The sequence below is a fragment of the Streptomyces sp. NPDC057950 genome (assembly GCF_042887295.1).
Classification (GTDB): domain Bacteria; phylum Actinomycetota; class Actinomycetes; order Streptomycetales; family Streptomycetaceae; genus Streptomyces; species Streptomyces kaempferi.
On sequence record NZ_JBHVPP010000034.1, the window covers coordinates 41,224 to 57,898 of the forward strand.

Sequence of the window (16,675 nt, forward strand, 5' to 3'; positions counted from 1 at the left end):
ACGAAGCGGGGCCCCGGTACTGGATCGACACCGGGGCCCCGCTCACGTACGAACCGATCAGACGCGCGTCGCGCCGACCTCCACACCGTGCTCGGCGGCGAGGCGGCGAAGGTCCTCGAGCTCGGCCTGCTCGACCTCCGCGAGGAAGTCGTCGCCTGTCTCGCGAGCCCGCGTCAGGTCGGACTCGGTCGCCTTTATGCGCTGCAGAAGTCCTGCGGTGAATGCGTCCATGCTGCGCCCCCTCGTCCTGGGTCGTGGGTCGATGGCACGGGGGTGTGCCGTTGGGAAGGGGCGATCACGTCTCCAGATGGGTGCCCAGCGCTGCCCGGGCTGGGCGGCGACGGTGCCGGACACCCACGCCCGCTCTGCGGAAGCGGTTGGACGTACCACAAGGTGGCTTGCCACATGCAGAGCGTGATCGCGGGGTGTAAATCCGTCCTCCCCCCGCTCTCTTCCGTGGAAACCTCAACCCGAGGAGAAAATCCCGCATTCCCGGGGCCCCGAACCCCCGCGACGTACGGCCCCTCACCCGTCTTACAGCCGGTTTACGGCCGAAAAAGGCAGGATGGGGGTCTTACCCGGGACGGACCCCCCACCCGCGTGCGCCGAGGAGGCGTCGCGCGGGTGGACAGAGGAAGGACAAGCGACGTGCGCGTACTCGTCGTCGAGGACGAGCAGCTGCTCGCCGATGCGGTGGCCACCGGACTGCGCCGGGAGGCCATGGCCGTCGACGTCGTGTACGACGGCGCGGCCGCCCTGGAGCGCGTCGGCGTCAACGACTACGACGTGGTCGTCCTCGACCGCGACCTCCCGCTCGTGCACGGGGACGACGTCTGCCGCAGGATCGTCGAGCTGGGCATGCCCACCCGCGTCCTGATGCTGACCGCCTCCGGCGACGTCAGCGACCGCGTCGAGGGCCTGGAGATCGGCGCCGACGACTACCTCCCCAAGCCGTTCGCCTTCAGCGAGCTGACGGCACGCGTGCGTGCCCTCGGCCGCCGTACGAGCGTGCCCCTGCCGCCCGTCCTGGAGCGCGCCGGCATCAAGCTCGACCCCAACCGCCGCGAGGTCTTCCGTGACGGCAAGGAGGTCCAGCTCGCGCCCAAGGAGTTCGCCGTCCTGGAGGTGCTGCTGCGCAGCGAGGGCGCCGTCGTCTCCGCCGAGCAGCTCCTGGAGAAGGCCTGGGACGAGAACACGGACCCCTTCACCAACGTCGTGCGGGTGACCGTGATGACCCTGCGCCGCAAGCTCGGCGAGCCCGCGGTGATCGTCACCGTGCCCGGCTCCGGGTACCGGATCTGACCGGCGGTGGCCACGACTCCGGCGCCGTCGACGGCGCCCCCGAAGCCCACCTGGGACCCCCGGCGGGCGGAGCCGCCGTTCCCCTGGCTGCGCCCGACCATCCGCATACGGCTCACTCTGCTCTACGGCGGCATGTTCCTGATCGCCGGCATCATGCTGCTGTCGATCATCTACCTGCTCGCCGCACAGGCACTGAACGTGGGCAGCGAGCTTCCGTTCAGGATCATCTCGGGCCAGGTCGGAAGCAGCATCTGCAACTTCCCGTCCGCGCCGTCGCAGAACGAGCTCAACGCCGCGATGAACGCGTGCGCCAACCAGCAGCGCCAGCACGCTCTGGACGACCTGCTGAGCCGTTCCCTGCTCGCGCTGCTCGGCCTCGCGATCATCGCCTTCGCCTTCGGCTACGCGATGGCGGGCCGGGTGCTCTCGCCGCTCGGGCGGATCACCCGCACCGCCCGCGCGGTGGCGGGTTCGGACCTGTCCCGGCGGATCGAGCTGGACGGCCCGGACGACGAGCTGAAGGAGCTGGCGGACACCTTCGACGACATGCTGGAGCGGCTCCAGCGCGCCTTCACCGCCCAGCAGCGGTTCGTCGGCAACGCCTCGCACGAACTGCGCACCCCGCTCGCGATCAACCGCACGCTCCTGGAGGTCCACCTCGCCGACCCGGGGGCGCCGGTCGAACTGCAGCAGCTCGGCAAGACCCTGCTCGCCACGAACGAACGCAGTGAGCAGCTCGTCGAGGGCCTGCTGCTGCTCGCCCGCAGCGACAACCAGATCGTGGAGCGCAAGCCCGTCGACCTGGCCGAGGTCGCCTCGCAGGCCGTGGACCAGGTGCACGCCGAGGCCGAGGCCAAGGGCGTGCGGATCCGCGGGGAGCGCGCCGCGGCGGTCGTCCAGGGCAACGGCGTCCTGCTGGAGCGGATCGCGCTGAACCTCGTCCAGAACGCGGTGCGCTACAACGTGCCGGAGGGCGGCTGGGTCGAGGTCACGACCCTGGTCGAGCACGGTCACGCGGTCCTGCTGGTCTCGAACACGGGACCGGTGGTTCCCGCGTACGAGATCGACAATCTTTTCGAGCCTTTCCGGCGGCTGCGCACGGAGCGCACGGGCAGTGACAAGGGTGTGGGCCTCGGCCTGTCGATCGCCCGGTCGGTGGCCCGTGCCCACGGGGGCCACATCGCCGCGGAGCCGCGTGAGGGAGGTGGTCTCGTGATGCGCGTCACCCTTCCGATCTGAGAGCATGACCCCCACACACGAGGATGTTCGCTTTGCGCGGAATTTTCTGGTCACCCGTCCGGGAGGCCCGTGTGTGATCGATCACAAGGGCGATATTCCGGCCATCTACTCTCCGTGGTCGCGCAAGCTGCCGGAAAGCCGGGAAAATCCGGGTTTTCGGGGGTCTTGATCACGGGAAGTACACGGTGGGACGCCTTTGAAGTGCGACCTTCAGACCGTGTACGGTCCGCATCGCCATCCAAGCCGATCACCTTTCAGAGGTCCGGTTGGGTGTCGATTGAGTAACAGACCTTGATGTGAGGCAAAATCTCCGCCTCAGGTCGGGCACAAGTCCGGCCTCTCACGCGTTACGTGCGCTGGAGACACCGCAGACACCCAGAGGGGGAGAGCGACATGGCAACGGATTACGACACCCCACGCAAGACCGACGACGACGTCGACTCGGACAGCCTTGAAGAACTGAAGGCTCGCCGGAACGACAAGTCCACGTCGTCCGTCGACGTAGACGAGTTCGAGGCCGCAGAAGGCCTGGAGCTGCCCGGGGCCGACCTCTCGAACGAGGAGCTGGCCGTCCGGGTACTGCCCAAGCAGCAGGACGAGTTCACTTGCATGAGCTGCTTCCTGGTGCACCACCGCAGCCAGCTGGCCCGCGAGAAGAACGGTCAGCCGATCTGCCGCGACTGCGACTGAGGCAGGGTCGGCCGTGACTGGCTCGACCCCTCCTTGGAAGCGCCGCCTCCCCCACAGGGACGCGGACGAAGGGCCGTCACAGGGCCCTGAAGGCGTGCGTGACGACGAGCGGGGCTCTTCCCGACCAGGATCAGCCTCGCTCGACCCGGCGCCCGCCACAGCGCCGACAGGCGCCTCCACGCGGGCCGGTGACCCAACGCCGGCCGGCACCCCCGCACCGGGTGAGGACCAGGTGCACACGGACGCCCCCGCGCCCGCCGCAGGCGGCCGTGCGGCGGCCGTTCGGGACGGGGTCAGGAAGGGCGTCCGCAAGAGCGGCAGCAAGGCCAGGGCGGGCCTGGCCTACCTCGCCGACCGCATCATCGACATCGCGCCCCGTGTCCCGGTCCGGGACCTCGCGACCCTCCGCGGACAGTTCCCCGGCCTCGACGCCGAGCAGCTCGCGGACAAACTCGTCGCGGGCGCGGCCAACGCGACGTCCACGGTGGGCGCCGGAATCGGCGCGGCCGCCATGCTGCCGGTACCGCCCGCGATGCCCACGGAACTCGCCGCCGAGATCACCGGGGTCGCCGCGATCGAGCTGAAGCTGATCGCCGAGCTCCACGAGGTCTACGGCCTGCGACCGCCGGGCACCCTTCCTCAGCGGAGCACCGCCTACCTGAACTCGTGGTCCTCCGAGCGCGGGATCGACGTGAGCAAGCCGTCGACCCTCAACGCCGCGCTGGGCGGCCAGATGAAGCGGGAGCTGCGCCAGCAGATCATGAAACGCACGGTCCGTGACCTGCCGAACCTGATGCCGTTCATGGTGGGCGCCGCGGTCGGGGCGGTCATGAACCGCCGGGACACCAAACGTCTGGCGGCACGCATCCGCAAGGACCTCCGCAGACACCAGGTGCCCTGGGCCGAGCTGCCCGAACTGCCGCCCCTGGAGAAACCGGCGGATCCGCTGCGGATGGGGGAGATCCCCAAGGAGCTGGGGCCCTGACCGGACCCCGGCACCGCCGGCCCGTGGCGCGGTGCGCTCCCGGCACTGCTCAGGCTCTGGAACCGCTCGGGTCCCGGCGCGGCCCGTGCTCCGGCGGAGGGGACGCCGTCCCGCGCCCTCATACCCGGGCGAGGGGGACAGCCCCTTTCCGGGTCTGCCCAGGTTTGTCCGGGTTCACCCGGGCGCGCGCCTAGGCCGACGCCCGCGCCGACTCCAGGGCCGCCCTCAGGCGCTCCGGCTCCCGCGTCGACAGGTACAGGTACGGGGTCGGGTCGGCCGGGTCCGTGACCTGCACGCGCAGGGCCGTGGGGATGTAGGACCGCAGCAGCATGAAGGCGCGGGTGTCCGCCTTGTGCGTCCGCCAGGCGCGCGCCTCCTCCTGGTCCAGGATCTCGGCGTCGCCCAGGGCGGCGACCGGGATCCGGGCCTCGCCCGCGATCAGCGAGTCGCCGACGACGCGGATGCGGACCGAACCGTACGAGCTGGCCACGACGGCGGAGACCGCGGTGCCGCCGACCAGCCCGCCCAGCAGAGGCAGCGTCCCGAAGGGGAGGAAGACCAGGGCCAGCGCGACCCCGACCAGGAAGCAGACCGCCCACCAGCTGCGGGGTGCGGTGAGGCGTTCTTCGTACGGGGAGGCGGAGAGCTGCATGGGGCCAAGCTTGGCACGGTGCGTGCGCCCCGCCGACGCGCGGGTAAGGTCTGCGCCTGTGAGTGGTACTTCCGCAGCTCTGGAGCCTCCCCCCGACGCCGTCGTGCCGGTGCGGCACCCCGACGCGCCCGCCCCCGGCGAGCTCCTCGGCGCGCACTACGAACAGTGTTTCGGGTGCGGCGGCCGGCAGCCGCACGGACTGCATCTGGCGGCCCGTGCCGGTGAGGGCGTCAGGATCACCGCGGAGTTCACCGTACGGGCCGCCCATCAGGGTGCTCCCGGGCTCGCGCACGGCGGGGTGCTGGCCACGGCGCTCGACGAGACGCTCGGCTCGCTCAACTGGCTGCTGCGCGTCATCGCCGTCACCGGCCGTCTGGAGACCGACTTCGTGCGGCCGGTCCCCGTGGGCACCGTGCTGTACCTGGAGGCCGAGGTCACCGCCGTGGCCGGCCGCAAGATCTACTCGACCGCCACCGGCCGGATCGGCGGGCCCGAGGGGCCCGTGGCCGTCCGGGCCGACGCCCTCTTCATCGAGGTCAAGGTCGACCACTTCATCGACAACGGCCGCCCGGAGGAGATCCGGGCCGCCATGAACGACCCGGACCGGAACCGCCGTGTCCGTGCCTTCGAGGTGAACCCGTGACCCGTCATCCCGTGGACGTGCTGATCCGGCGCGTAGATCCGGAAGTTCCGCTTCCTGAATACGCGCATCCCGGTGACGCCGGTGCCGACCTGCGCACCACCGAGGAGCGTGAACTGAAGCCGGGCGAACGCGCCGTTCTGCCCACCGGAGTGTCCATCGCGCTGCCGGAGGGGTACGCGGCCTTCGTGCACCCGCGTTCCGGGCTCGCCGCCCGCTGCGGTGTCGCCCTCGTGAATGCCCCGGGGACGGTTGATGCCGGGTACCGTGGGGAGATCAAGGTGATCGTGGTGAATCTCGACCCGTACGAGTCCGTGCGGTTCGAGCGCTTCGACCGGATTGCCCAACTGGTCGTCCAGCAGGTCGAGAAGGTCCGCTTCCATGAGGTGGCGGAGCTTCCCGGCTCGGCGCGGGCCGCAGGGGGCCTCGGGTCCACCGGCGGTCATGCCGCCGTGGGCGGCACCACGGGTGGGAATCGATACGCTTCGGTCGTATCCGACCGGGAAGGACAGTGACGTGTTCGGACGTCGCAAGAAGGGCAGTGCCGCCGAGGACGCGGCGGGCGAGGCCGAGCAGGTCGTCGACGGAGTCGACACTGAGACGGACGAGGCGGAGCGGGAGCGCGTGAGGCTCGAGCCGGAGCCGCGACCCGACGGACCCTGGGACGACTCGGAGGTGCGGGACCCCGCCGAGGGCCGGGTGGACCTGGGTGGTCTTTTCATCCCCGGGGTCGACGGCATGGAGCTGCGGGTCGAGGTCGCGGGCGACGCGATCGTCGCGGCCACCGTCGTCCTCAAGGACAGCGCCGTGCAGCTGCAGGCCTTCGCCGCTCCCAAGCGCGAGGGCATCTGGGGCGAGGTGCGGGAGGAGATCGCCTCCGGCATCACCCAGCAGGGTGGTGTCATCGACGAGGTCGAGGGCCCGCTGGGCTGGGAGCTGCGGGCGCAGGTGCCGGTGCAGCTGCCGGACGGCACGGGCGGTTTCCAGGTCGTGCGGTTCGTCGGTGTGGACGGCCCCCGCTGGTTCCTGCGCGGAGTGATCTCCGGGCAGGGCGCGGTGCAGCCGCAGGCCGCGGGGCTGCTCGAGCAGATCTTCAGGGACACGGTCGTCATGCGCGGCGAGGGCCCGATGGCCCCCCGTGACCCGATCGTCCTGAAGCTGCCGGACGACGCGCAGATGGTGGCCGAGGGTGTCCAGCAGGAGGAGCAGGCCGGTTCCCGCTTCTCCGGCGGCATGGGCCAGCTCCAGCGTGGACCGGAGATCACCGAGGTCCGCTAGCCGCCGGCGCACACCGAGAATGTACGGAAGGGCCGTATCCCCGGCAGGGGGTGCGGCCCTTTCCCCGTGTGCGAGCGGGGCCTCGGTGGGCGGGTGCCCCTGCGCCCGCGACCGTCCCCTTGCGGCAAGTTCTCATCCATGAACGGCAGTTGAACTGCGCGTCCTTCTTGGGCTCTTGACGGAAGCCTGGTCCGTACTTATGGTCACCGGCCAGCGCGCGTGTTCAGAAACCAGTGTGTCGTTCACATACGAGAACGGATGTCCCCCACATGCTTGACGCCCCCGCACGTCATCGCCGCCGGCCACGCACCGCCCTCCTCGCCGTCACCGCGACGGCCGCCCTGGTCTCCGCCCTCCTCACCTGGCCCGCCGCCCACCGCGCCGAGGCCGCCCCCGCCGCCTTCGCGCACCCCGGGGTCACCGTCTCCAAGGCGCAACTGGACTTCACCCGCGCCGAGGTCAACGCGGGAGCCCAGCCCTGGAAAGGCGCGTACGACCAGATGATGGCGAGCAAGTACGCCTCGCTGACCCGCACCGCCAAGCCTCGCGCGACCGTGGAGTGCGGCTCGTACTCCAACCCCAACTACGGCTGCACCGACGAGCGCGAGGACGCGATCGCCGCGTACACCGACGCCCTCGCCTGGTACATCACCCGCGACGACCGGTACGCGAAGAAGTCCATCGAGCTCATGGACGCCTGGTCGGCCGTCATCAAGGAGCACACCAACAGCAACGCGCCCCTGCAGACCGGCTGGGCGGGTTCCTCCTGGCCCAAGGCCGCCGAGATCATCAAGTACACCTACACCGGCACCTGGGCCAACTCCGGGCGTTTCTCGACCATGCTGCGCAACGTCTATCTGCCCGAGGTGATCAACGGCTCCAACTCCAACGGGAACTGGGAACTGTCGATGATGGAGGCCGCCGTCGGCATCTCCGTCTTCCTGGAGGACAAGACCTCGTACGACAAGGCCATGGCGAAGTTCCGGACCCGGACGGCCGCGTACGTGTACCTCGCCTCCGACGGCGACCTGCCCAAGACCGTGCCGAGCCAGAACCTCGACACCAAGGCGAAGATCGTCAGCTACTGGCAGGGGCAGTCCACCTTCGTCACCGGACTCACCCAGGAGACCTGCCGCGACTTCACCCACACCGGATACGGCATCTCGGCCATCTCCCACATCGCCGAGACCAGCCGCATCCAGGGTGCGGACCTCTACGGCACCGACGTCGGCGAGCGGCTGCGCCAGGCGCTCGGCTTCCAGTCGAAGTACCAGCTGGGCGAGGCGGTGCCGAGCTCACTGTGCGGAGGCTCCCTCACCCTCGGGCTCGGGCCGGTCACCGAGGTCGGCTACAACGCCCTGCACAACCGGCTGGGCATCGCCATGACCAACACCCAGAGGCTGACCGAACAGAACCGGCCGTCCGGCAGCAACAACCTGTTCGTCGCCTGGGAGACTCTGACCCACGGGGACAACCCCAGCTGACCCGCCGCGCCGTCCGGGCACCCGGTGCGACACCGTGTGCCCGGACGTCCCGCCGGCAGGCATCCGGCCGGCACGGGAGAGGCATGAGCCAGGTCGCCGCGGACACCGCGGTACGCGTCGAGAACGTCCACCACGCGTACGGCAGCGGTGCCGCCGCAGTGCACGCGCTGCGCGGTGTCTCCCTCGAGGTGCCGCGCGGCGAGTTCGTCGTCCTGCGGGGCCGCCCCGGGGCGGGCAGAAGCACGCTCCTCAACCTCGTCGGCGGCCTCGACGAGCCGGACGCCGGGCGGATCACCGTCGACGGGCTGGAGCCGGGCGCCCTGGACGAGGACGCGCTGCTGGAACTGCGCCGGGACCGGATCGGCTTCCTCCTCCCGTCCGCCGGACTCGTCCCCGTCCTCACCGTCGCCGAGAACGTCGCCCTGCCGCTGCGGCTGAACGGGACCCCGCCCCAGGAACACGGCGACCGCGTCGAGCGGCTGCTCGCCCTCGTCGGCCTGGCCGGTCACGCGGCGTGCCGGCCCGGGGAACTGTCCGCCGGACAGCGCCGCCGCGCGGCCGTCGCGCGCGCCCTCGTCAACCGCCCCGCGCTCCTGCTCGCCGACGAACCCACCAGCGGGCTCGACACCGAAACCGGCGTCGCGCTCCTGGAACTGCTGCACGCCGTCGTCCGCCGCGAACACGTGACGGCCCTGGTCGCCGCACGTGACGCAGCCCCGGCGACCCCGGCCGACCGGGTGCTGGAGCTGAACGACGGAAAACTCGCCGCGCGCTGACCCGACCCGCGCATCAGGGTTGCGTCAAAGACGGACACCCGTCGAGCTAGCGCCCCATTTGTCGTAATTATGGGCCGTAAAGTCGACGCAGCGTACAGAGCATTGACAGGAAGACAATGGGGCCATGGGACGCGGCAAGCTTCGGATCTACCTCGGCGCGGCACCGGGCGTCGGCAAGACGTACGCGATGCTCTCCGAGGCGCACCGGCGCATGGAGCGCGGCACCGACTGCGTCGTCGCCTTCGTGGAGCACCACAACCGGCCGCGCACCGAGGTGATGCTGCACGGTCTGGAGCAGATCCCGCGCAAGGAGCTCGACTACCGCGGCTCCGCCTTCACCGAGATGGACGTGGACGCCGTACTGCGCCGCGCACCTGCCGTCGCCCTGGTGGACGAACTCGCGCACACCAATGTCCCCGGTTCCCGCAACGCCAAGCGCTGGCAGGACGTGGCGGAGCTGCTCGCGGCCGGGATCGATGTCGTCTCGACCGTCAACATCCAGCACCTGGAGTCACTCGGCGACGTCGTCGAGTCGATAACCGGTGTACGGCAGCGGGAGACCGTCCCCGACGAGGTCGTCCGCCGGGCGGACCAGATCGAGCTGGTCGACATGTCGCCCCCGGCCCTGCGCCGCCGTATGGCGCACGGCAACATCTACAAGTCCGACAAGGTCGACGCGGCCCTTTCCAACTACTTCCGCCCCGGCAATCTCACCGCACTGCGTGAGCTGGCCCTGCTCTGGGTGGCCGACCGGGTCGACGAGTACCTGACCGAGTACCGCAGCGAGCACCGGGTCTCCAAGATCTGGGGCTCGCGCGAGCGGATCGTGGTGGGTCTGACCGGCGGCCCCGAAGGACGCACCCTGATCCGGCGTGCCGCGCGGCTGGCCGAGAAGGGCGCGGGCGGCGAGGTCATGGCCGTCTACATAGCGCGCAGCGACGGACTCACCAACGCGTCGCCCAAGGAACTGGCCGTCCAGCGCACCCTGGTCGAGGACCTCGGCGGCACCTTCCACCACGTCATCGGCGACGACATCCCCGTCTCGCTCCTGGACTTCGCACGCGGGGTGAACGCCACCCAGGTCGTGCTCGGCTCCTCCCGCCGCAAGACCTGGCAGTACGTCTTCGGGCCCGGCGTCGGCGCCACGGTCGCCCGGGAGTCCGGCCCCGACCTGGACGTCCACATCGTCACCCACGACGAGGTCGCCAAGGGCCGCGGACTGCCGGCGGCCCGCGGCGCGCGGCTCGGCCGCTCCCGGATCATCTGGGGCTGGCTGGTCGGCCTCGGCGGCCCGGTGGTCCTCGCGCTGGTGCTCAACACCGTCGATCTCGGCCTCGCCAACGACATGCTGCTGTTCCTGACGGTGACGGTGGCGGCCGCCCTGCTCGGCGGCCTGTTCCCGGCCCTCGCCTCGGCGGCCTTCGGCTCCCTGTTGCTGAACTACTTCTACACACCGCCGCTGCACCGCTTCACGATCGCGGACCCCAAGAACATCGTCGCCATCGCGATCTTCGTGGGCGTCGCGGTCTCGGTGGCCTCCGTGGTGGACCTGGCCGCCCGCCGCACCCACCTGGCGGCCAGGCTGCGCGCCGAGTCGGAGATCCTGTCCTTCCTCGCGGGCAGCGTCCTGCGCGGTGAGACCAGCCTGGAAGCCCTCCTGGAGCGGGTCCGGGAGACCTTCGGGATGGAGTCGGTCGCGCTGCTGGAGCGGGCGGGCGGCGTCGACCCGTGGACCTGCGCGGGCAGCGTGGGCCCGCGGTCGCCGCTGCGGCCCGAGGACGCGGACGTGGACATGCCGGTCGGCGACCACATGGCGCTCGCGCTCTCCGGACGCGTGCTGCCCGCATCCGACCGCAGGGTGCTCGCCGCCTTCGCCGCCCAGGCCGCCGTCGTGCTGGACCGCCAGCGCCTCCAGCACGAGGCCGACCAGGCCAAGGAACTGGCCGAGGGCAACCGCATCCGCACCGCGCTGCTGGCCGCCGTCAGCCACGACCTGCGTACCCCGCTGGCCGCGATCAAGGCCGCCGTGTCCTCACTGCGGTCCGACGACGTGGCCTGGTCGGAGGAGGACCAGGCGGAGCTCCTGGAGGCGATCGAGGAGGGCGCCGACCGCCTCGACCACCTGGTGGGCAACCTGCTCGACATGTCCCGCCTCCAGACCGGCACGGTCACCCCGCTGATCCGGGAGATCGACCTCGACGAGGTGGTGCCGATGGCGCTGGGCGGCGTACCCGAGGACAGCGTGGACCTGGAGATCCCCGAGATCCTGCCGATGGTCGCCGTCGACGCGGGGCTGCTGGAGCGGGCGGTCGCCAACCTCGTCGAGAACGCCGTCAAGTACAGCCCCGTCGACGACCGGGTCCTCGTCTCCGCGAGCGCCATCGCCGACCGCGTGGAGGTACGCGTGGTGGACCGCGGCCCCGGCGTCCCGGACGAGGCCAAGGACCGCATCTTCGCGCCCTTCCAGCGCTACGGCGACGCCCCGCGCGGCGCCGGAGTGGGCCTCGGGCTCGCCGTCGCCCGTGGCTTCGCCGAGTCGATGGGCGGCACACTGAACGCCGAGGACACCCCCGGCGGCGGACTCACCATGGTGCTCACGGTCCGCGCGGTGGACCGCCGTCCGGACCCGCTCACCTCACCCGCAGTCGCAGAAAGGCAGGTCTCATGACCCGGGTTCTCGTGGTCGACGACGAGCCGCAGATCACCCGAGCCCTCGTCATCAACCTGAAGGCACGCAAGTACGAGGTCGACGCGGCCCCCGACGGCGCCACCGCGCTCCAGCTCGCCGCCGCACGCCATCCCGACGTGGTCGTGCTCGACCTCGGGCTCCCCGACATGGACGGCGTCGAGGTCATCAGGGGGCTGCGCGGCTGGACCCGGGTACCGATCCTGGTGCTCTCCGCCCGGCACTCCTCCGACGAGAAGGTCGAGGCGCTCGACGCGGGTGCCGACGACTACGTCACCAAGCCCTTCGGCATGGACGAACTGCTCGCCCGGCTGCGCGCCGCCGTCCGCCGCGCCGAGCCCACGGGGTCCGGCGAGGACGACGTCGTCGTCGACACCGAGGACTTCACGGTCGACCTGGCGGCCAAGAAGGTCAACCGCGCCGGACGCGACGTACGGCTGACCCCCACGGAGTGGCACCTCCTGGAGGTACTGGTCCGCAACACCGGCCGCCTGGTCAGCCAGAAGCAGCTGCTCCAGGAGGTGTGGGGGCCGTCGTACGGCACGGAGACGAACTATCTGCGGGTCTACATGGCCCAGCTGCGCCGCAAGCTGGAGGCGGATCCGTCGCATCCGCGGCACTTCGTCACGGAGCCGGGGATGGGTTACCGGTTCGAGAGATGAGCGGTGCTTGAGAGGGCGACGTCGTGGGTACGACGCTGTCATCGGCCCCCGGTACGCTTTCGGTATGAGTGCTGTTCCTCGTTCCGAAAAGCCGGCGGGCCGGTTCCGGCGCATGATAGACCGGCTCTCCTCGTCCCAGGAGGACCTGGAGTCGGAGGAGCTGCGCGAGGAAGCCGAGACGACGGGGTGCACCCGTATCGGCGACTGCCACGACCGGCAGATCGTCACGGTTACTGGTACCTTGCGCACGGTCACTCTGCGTCCACGAGCCGGAGTCCCGGCGCTGGAGGCCGAGCTGTTCGACGGCTCGGCGGCTCTGGACGTGGTCTGGCTCGGCAGACGCTCCATCGTGGGAATCGAGCCGGGGCGCAAGATGATCGCTTCGGGGCGCATCTCGATGAGCCGGGGCCGTAGGGTGCTGTTCAACCCGAAGTACGAACTCAGACCGCTCGGACGGGAGTAGCCGGTGACGTCGCTCGACAAGCCGACCGAAGACGCCCAGCAGGACGCGAGGGCGGTGACGGAGGCCGCGCTCTTCGAGGCGTTCGGCGGTGTGCGGGGCATGGTCGAGACCGTGGTCCCCGGCCTGCTCTTCGTCACCATCTTCACGATCAACAAGGACCTCCACTGGTCGGCGATCGCCGCCCTCGGAGTGTCCTTGCTGCTCGTCGTCGTCCGCCTCGTCACGCGTGACACCGTCAAGCACGCCTTCAGCGGCGTCTTCGGCGTCGCCTTCGGCGTGGTCTTCGCGATGATGACGGGCAACGCGAAGGACTTCTACCTGCCGGGCATGCTCTACACGCTCGGCCTGGCCGTCGCCTACATCGTCACGACCCTCGCGGGTGTGCCCCTGATCGGCCTGATCCTCGGCCCGGTCTTCAAGGAGAACCTCTCCTGGCGTACCCGCAACCCGGGCCGCAAGAAGGCGTACGCGAAGGCGAGCTGGGCCTGGGGCCTGATCCTGCTCGCCAAGTGCGCGGTCCTCTTCCCGCTCTACTGGTGGGCCAACACCGCGCAACTGGGCTGGGTCCTCGTCGCGTTGAAGATCCCGCCGTTCCTGCTGGCCGTCTGGCTCACCTGGGTGTTCCTGGCGAAGGCCCCGGCCCCCATCGACGTGTTCGCGGAGATGGAGGCGGAGGAGCAGGCCGAGAAGGAGCGCGAGGCCGCCCTCGCGCAGGAGGACGCCGAGGCCACGGCCGGGCGTCACCGCCGCGACACCTAGTCACTCGTACGAGTGTGGGGCGCCCGGAGATCTCCGGGCGCCCCACACTCGTGTCCGGGCGCTCCCGTCGTGTACCGGTGCGCCCCGCGCCCGTGTCCCACCGTCGGGGGAATCCGGTGGCCGCGCGGCGGGGCGGGCGTCACAATCGCCGCTCATGGAACCTGTCTCGCTCACCACGGAGCGTCTGTTGATCCGCCCGCACGACGCGCGTGACGAGGACGCGCTCCTCGCCGCCTGCCAGGACCCCGAGATCGCCCGGTGGACGGACTTCCCCACGCCCTACGAGCGCCGGCACGCCGCCTTCTACCTGCGGGCGCTGGTGCCGCGGGGCTGGCGCGACGACTCGATGTACCACTTCGCGGTGGAGCGGCGGGACGACGGCGACGGCACCCTCGTGGCGTCCGTCAACGTGCACCGGCAGGCCGACATCTGGGGCATCGGGTACTGGACCGTGGCGGAGCACCGGGGCCGGGGCTATGCGACGGAGGCCGTCGGTGCCCTGGCGCGGTGGGCTTTCACCGAGCTGGGCGTGCAGCGTCTGGAGTGGCGGGCGGAGGCGGGCAATCGGGGGTCGTGGGCGGTCGCCCGGAAGGCCGGCTTCGTGTGGGAGGGCGCGCTGCGGGCCGCGCAGACCGGGCGGGACGGTCTGCGGGACACCTGGCTCGGGGCGCTGCTGCCCGGCGACCTGGGTCTGCCCTTCGCGCTGCCGTACGGCCCGGCCGCCGAGGATCTCCAGAGGTCCTGACCGCAACGGTGAAGCCTCCGCGGGCGTCCCGCGGAGGCTTCGGCGCTTAAGGGGCCGGGCTAGTTCGGCGCGTCCTCGCGGCGGACCGAGAGCAGGTCCTCCAGCTGCTCCTCGCGGGCCTGGGCGGCCACGAAGAGGAGCTCGTCGCCCGCCTCCAGGGAGTCCTCCTGGGAGGGGGTGAGGACGCGGGTGCCGCGGATGATCGTGACCAGGGAGGTGTCCTGGGGCCACTCCACGTCACCCACCTGCGTACCGGCCAGGGCCGACTCCGGCGGCAGGGTCAGCTCGACCAGGTTCGCGTCACCGTGGCTGAAGCGCAGCAGCCGGACCAGGTCGCCGACGCTCACCGCCTCCTCCACGAGGGCCGACATCAGGCGCGGGGTGGAGACGGCGACGTCGACGCCCCATGCCTCGTTGAACAGCCACTCGTTCTTCGGGTTGTTGACCCGGGCGACGACGCGCGGCACTCCGTACTCGGTCTTGGCGAGCAGCGAGACGACCAGATTGACCTTGTCGTCACCGGTGGCCGCGATGACCACGTTGCAGCGCTGCAGTGCCGCCTCGTCCAGGGACGTGATCTCACAGGCGTCGGCGAGCAGCCACTCCGCCTGTGGGACGCGCTCGACCGAGATGGCGGTCGGCGCCTTGTCGATCAGCAGGATCTCGTGACCGTTCTCCAGGAGCTCGCCCGCGATCGAGCGGCCCACGGCGCCGGCGCCGGCAATGGCGACCCTCATCAGTGACCGCTCTCCTCTTCGGGGCCCTCGGCGAACGAGGCCTCGACCTTTTCGACGTCGTCCGTGCGCATCATCACGTGCACGAGGTCGCCCTCCTGCAGCACTGTCTGCGAGGTGGGCAGAATCGCCTCGCCCAGCCGGGTCAGGAAGGCCACCCGCACGCCGGTCTCGTCCTGGAGGCGGCTGATCTTGTGGCCGACCCAGGCGGCGGAGGCGTGCACCTCGGCGAGCTGCACCCCACCGGTGGGGTCGCGCCACAGCGGCTCGGCACCCGACGGCAGCAGGCGGCGCAGCATCTGGTCGGCCGTCCAGCGGACGGTGGCGACGGTCGGGATGCCCAGGCGCTGGTAGACCTCGGCCCGGCGCGGGTCGTAGATGCGCGCCGCGACGTTCTCGATGCCGAACATCTCCCGGGCGACCCGGGCGGCGATGATGTTCGAGTTGTCCCCGCTGGACACGGCGGCGAAGGCGCCGGCCTCCTCGATGCCCGCCTCGCGCAGGGTGTCCTGGTCGAAGCCGACTCCGGTGACACGACGGCCGCCGAAACCGGAGCCGAGTCGTCGGAAGGCGGTCGGGTCCTGGTCGATCACCGCGACCGTGTGCCCCTGTTGCTCCAGGGTCTGGGCGAGAGCGGAACCCACTCTGCCGCAGCCCATGATGACGATGTGCACCTAGCCCAACCCCGCAGTCCTGGTCATCCCGCTGACCTGCGAAAACACCCTGCTCACTCTTCTCTCTCGGTCTGCCGGGCCCTCACGAGGCAACGGCATGCGGCGTTGCCGGGAACGAGCTTAAGGCGCAACCGCGGTCTTGCCCTCATCGATGCGGGGATCTCCTGCGGTGATCCAGGGCGGGGCTCCGCCCGGCGTACGTGGTGGGGTCCTCCCGCCGCGTTACGCGCCGGGGTGCGACGGGCGGGGCGGCAGGCCCGGGGGCACCACCCAGGCCATGGGGGAGCGCGCCGGTGCGGAAGCCGCGGAGGTCGCGGAGGTCACCGAAGCCGCGGATGCCGCCGGGGTGGCGAGGGTCGTCGGGCCGGCCGAGACGGCAGGGAAGGCAGGGACGGCCAGGGCAGCCGCAGTCGGGGCTGTCGGGGCTGCCGGGGCGCCCTGGCGCCGGTCGCCGGTCGTCTCGGCCGGGGCGTTGTCGGGAGCGTCCATACCCCGGACAACGACCCGGACCGGCCGAGGGAACGGAGCCCCTGCCACGCGGCGAGGACGCGAGGGAGGGACGAGGGGGGGGACGAGGGAGGGAAAGGGAGAAGGGGAACGGAGGGCGCCGGAAGGACGAGGAGGCGGGAGACCTGAGCGGAGCCGGGTCGTCCGTCGGGAAAGTTCAGGAAAAGAGACAAGAACCACAATGTGAACGGAATCCGCCTCTCCGGTCGCCCGTCAGCGCCGGCTGATGCTGCGCACGCTGACCAGGGTCAGGATTCCGAGGCCGACGAGTCCTGCGGCGGCGCCGATGAGCTGCGCGGTCGCGTGCATGGAACCTCCATAACTGGACAAAAAGGGAACTTCGTCATATATGCATGTGACTCTCGGATGTGCGGAATCCGCAACGGGACCCGTCCCCGT

The 16,675-nt window shown here is 70.8% G+C and carries 18 protein-coding genes; 14 read left to right on the forward strand and 4 right to left on the reverse strand.

Translation table 11 applies throughout. The features are described from left to right. Nucleotides 1-57 precede the first annotated feature (57 nt). Nucleotides 58-231, reverse strand: a complete 174-nt coding sequence (locus ACFVTC_RS39230) for a hypothetical protein (RefSeq protein WP_168530603.1) — start codon at nt 229-231, stop codon at nt 58-60. A gap of 417 nt (nt 232-648) precedes the next feature. Between ACFVTC_RS39230 and ACFVTC_RS39235 the strand changes: the two genes are divergently transcribed. From ACFVTC_RS39235 to ACFVTC_RS39250, 4 genes are all read left to right on the forward strand, one after another. Beyond that, nucleotides 649-1,302, forward strand: coding sequence for a response regulator transcription factor (locus ACFVTC_RS39235; protein WP_081219848.1), 654 nt, complete (start codon nt 649-651; stop codon nt 1,300-1,302). 6 nt (nt 1,303-1,308) lie between these two features. Further along, the gene (locus ACFVTC_RS39240; protein WP_390134063.1) at nt 1,309-2,541 is read left to right on the forward strand and encodes a sensor histidine kinase; all 1,233 of its coding nucleotides are present in this window, start codon (nt 1,309-1,311) and stop codon (nt 2,539-2,541) included. Between the two features lie 393 nt (nt 2,542-2,934). Then, nucleotides 2,935-3,231 carry a DUF4193 domain-containing protein gene (locus tag ACFVTC_RS39245; RefSeq protein WP_003997302.1) on the forward strand — a complete coding sequence of 99 codons (297 nt, stop codon included), beginning with the start codon at nt 2,935-2,937 and terminating at the stop codon, nt 3,229-3,231. Between the two features lie 13 nt (nt 3,232-3,244). Beyond that, nucleotides 3,245-4,216: a hypothetical protein gene (locus ACFVTC_RS39250; protein WP_390134065.1), complete on the forward strand. Its 972-nt coding sequence runs from the start codon at nt 3,245-3,247 to the stop codon at nt 4,214-4,216. Nucleotides 4,217-4,406: 190 nt separating this feature from the next. Here ACFVTC_RS39250 and ACFVTC_RS39255 read toward each other — a convergent pair whose 3' ends face one another. Beyond that, nucleotides 4,407-4,868: a DUF3093 domain-containing protein gene (locus tag ACFVTC_RS39255; RefSeq protein WP_390134067.1), complete on the reverse strand. Its 462-nt coding sequence runs from the start codon at nt 4,866-4,868 to the stop codon at nt 4,407-4,409. 58 nt (nt 4,869-4,926) lie between these two features. Between ACFVTC_RS39255 and ACFVTC_RS39260 the strand changes: the two genes are divergently transcribed. The 10 genes from ACFVTC_RS39260 (at nt 4,927) to ACFVTC_RS39305 (ending at nt 14,361) form a co-directional block, all read left to right on the forward strand. Beyond that, a complete protein-coding gene (locus ACFVTC_RS39260) occupies nt 4,927-5,511 on the forward strand; it encodes a PaaI family thioesterase (protein ID WP_390134068.1) in 585 nt (194 codons plus the stop codon). Beyond that, nucleotides 5,508-6,023, forward strand: coding sequence for a dUTP diphosphatase (gene dut, locus ACFVTC_RS39265; protein WP_153288141.1), 516 nt, complete (start codon nt 5,508-5,510; stop codon nt 6,021-6,023). Before ACFVTC_RS39260 ends, dut begins: the two co-directional genes overlap by 4 nt. Before the next feature lies 1 nt (nt 6,024). Continuing rightward, nucleotides 6,025-6,786 carry a DUF3710 domain-containing protein gene (locus tag ACFVTC_RS39270; protein WP_390134070.1) on the forward strand — a complete coding sequence of 254 codons (762 nt, stop codon included), beginning with the start codon at nt 6,025-6,027 and terminating at the stop codon, nt 6,784-6,786. 269 nt (nt 6,787-7,055) lie between these two features. Beyond that, on the forward strand, nt 7,056-8,270 hold the full coding sequence (locus ACFVTC_RS39275) for an alginate lyase family protein (protein ID WP_390134073.1): 1,215 nt from the start codon (nt 7,056-7,058) through the stop codon (nt 8,268-8,270). Between the two features lie 83 nt (nt 8,271-8,353). Beyond that, nucleotides 8,354-9,046 (forward strand): ABC transporter ATP-binding protein, encoded by a 693-nt coding sequence (locus ACFVTC_RS39280; RefSeq protein WP_390134076.1) that lies wholly within the window; start codon nt 8,354-8,356, stop codon nt 9,044-9,046. Nucleotides 9,047-9,170: 124 nt separating this feature from the next. Further along, nucleotides 9,171-11,714: an ATP-binding protein gene (locus ACFVTC_RS39285; protein WP_390134078.1), complete on the forward strand. Its 2,544-nt coding sequence runs from the start codon at nt 9,171-9,173 to the stop codon at nt 11,712-11,714. Further along, nucleotides 11,711-12,394 carry a response regulator gene (locus tag ACFVTC_RS39290; protein WP_168530613.1) on the forward strand — a complete coding sequence of 228 codons (684 nt, stop codon included), beginning with the start codon at nt 11,711-11,713 and terminating at the stop codon, nt 12,392-12,394. Before ACFVTC_RS39285 ends, ACFVTC_RS39290 begins: the two co-directional genes overlap by 4 nt. 64 nt (nt 12,395-12,458) lie before the next feature. Beyond that, entirely contained in the window at nt 12,459-12,857 is a 399-nt protein-coding gene (locus ACFVTC_RS39295) for an OB-fold nucleic acid binding domain-containing protein (RefSeq protein ID WP_148010914.1), read from the forward strand. A 3-nt stretch (nt 12,858-12,860) separates the two neighbouring features. After that, nucleotides 12,861-13,616 (forward strand): DUF3159 domain-containing protein, encoded by a 756-nt coding sequence (locus ACFVTC_RS39300; RefSeq protein ID WP_390134080.1) that lies wholly within the window; start codon nt 12,861-12,863, stop codon nt 13,614-13,616. A gap of 154 nt (nt 13,617-13,770) precedes the next feature. Further along, nucleotides 13,771-14,361, forward strand: coding sequence for a GNAT family N-acetyltransferase (locus ACFVTC_RS39305; RefSeq protein WP_390134082.1), 591 nt, complete (start codon nt 13,771-13,773; stop codon nt 14,359-14,361). 59 nt (nt 14,362-14,420) lie between these two features. Here ACFVTC_RS39305 and ACFVTC_RS39310 read toward each other — a convergent pair whose 3' ends face one another. Both ACFVTC_RS39310 and ACFVTC_RS39315 read right to left on the reverse strand, forming a co-directional pair. Continuing rightward, nucleotides 14,421-15,098, reverse strand: a complete 678-nt coding sequence (locus ACFVTC_RS39310; RefSeq protein ID WP_148010917.1) for a TrkA family potassium uptake protein — start codon at nt 15,096-15,098, stop codon at nt 14,421-14,423. Further along, nucleotides 15,098-15,769, reverse strand: a complete 672-nt coding sequence (locus ACFVTC_RS39315; protein WP_054237133.1) for a TrkA family potassium uptake protein — start codon at nt 15,767-15,769, stop codon at nt 15,098-15,100. Before ACFVTC_RS39315 ends, ACFVTC_RS39310 begins: the two co-directional genes overlap by 1 nt. Nucleotides 15,770-16,675: the final 906 nt, after the last annotated feature.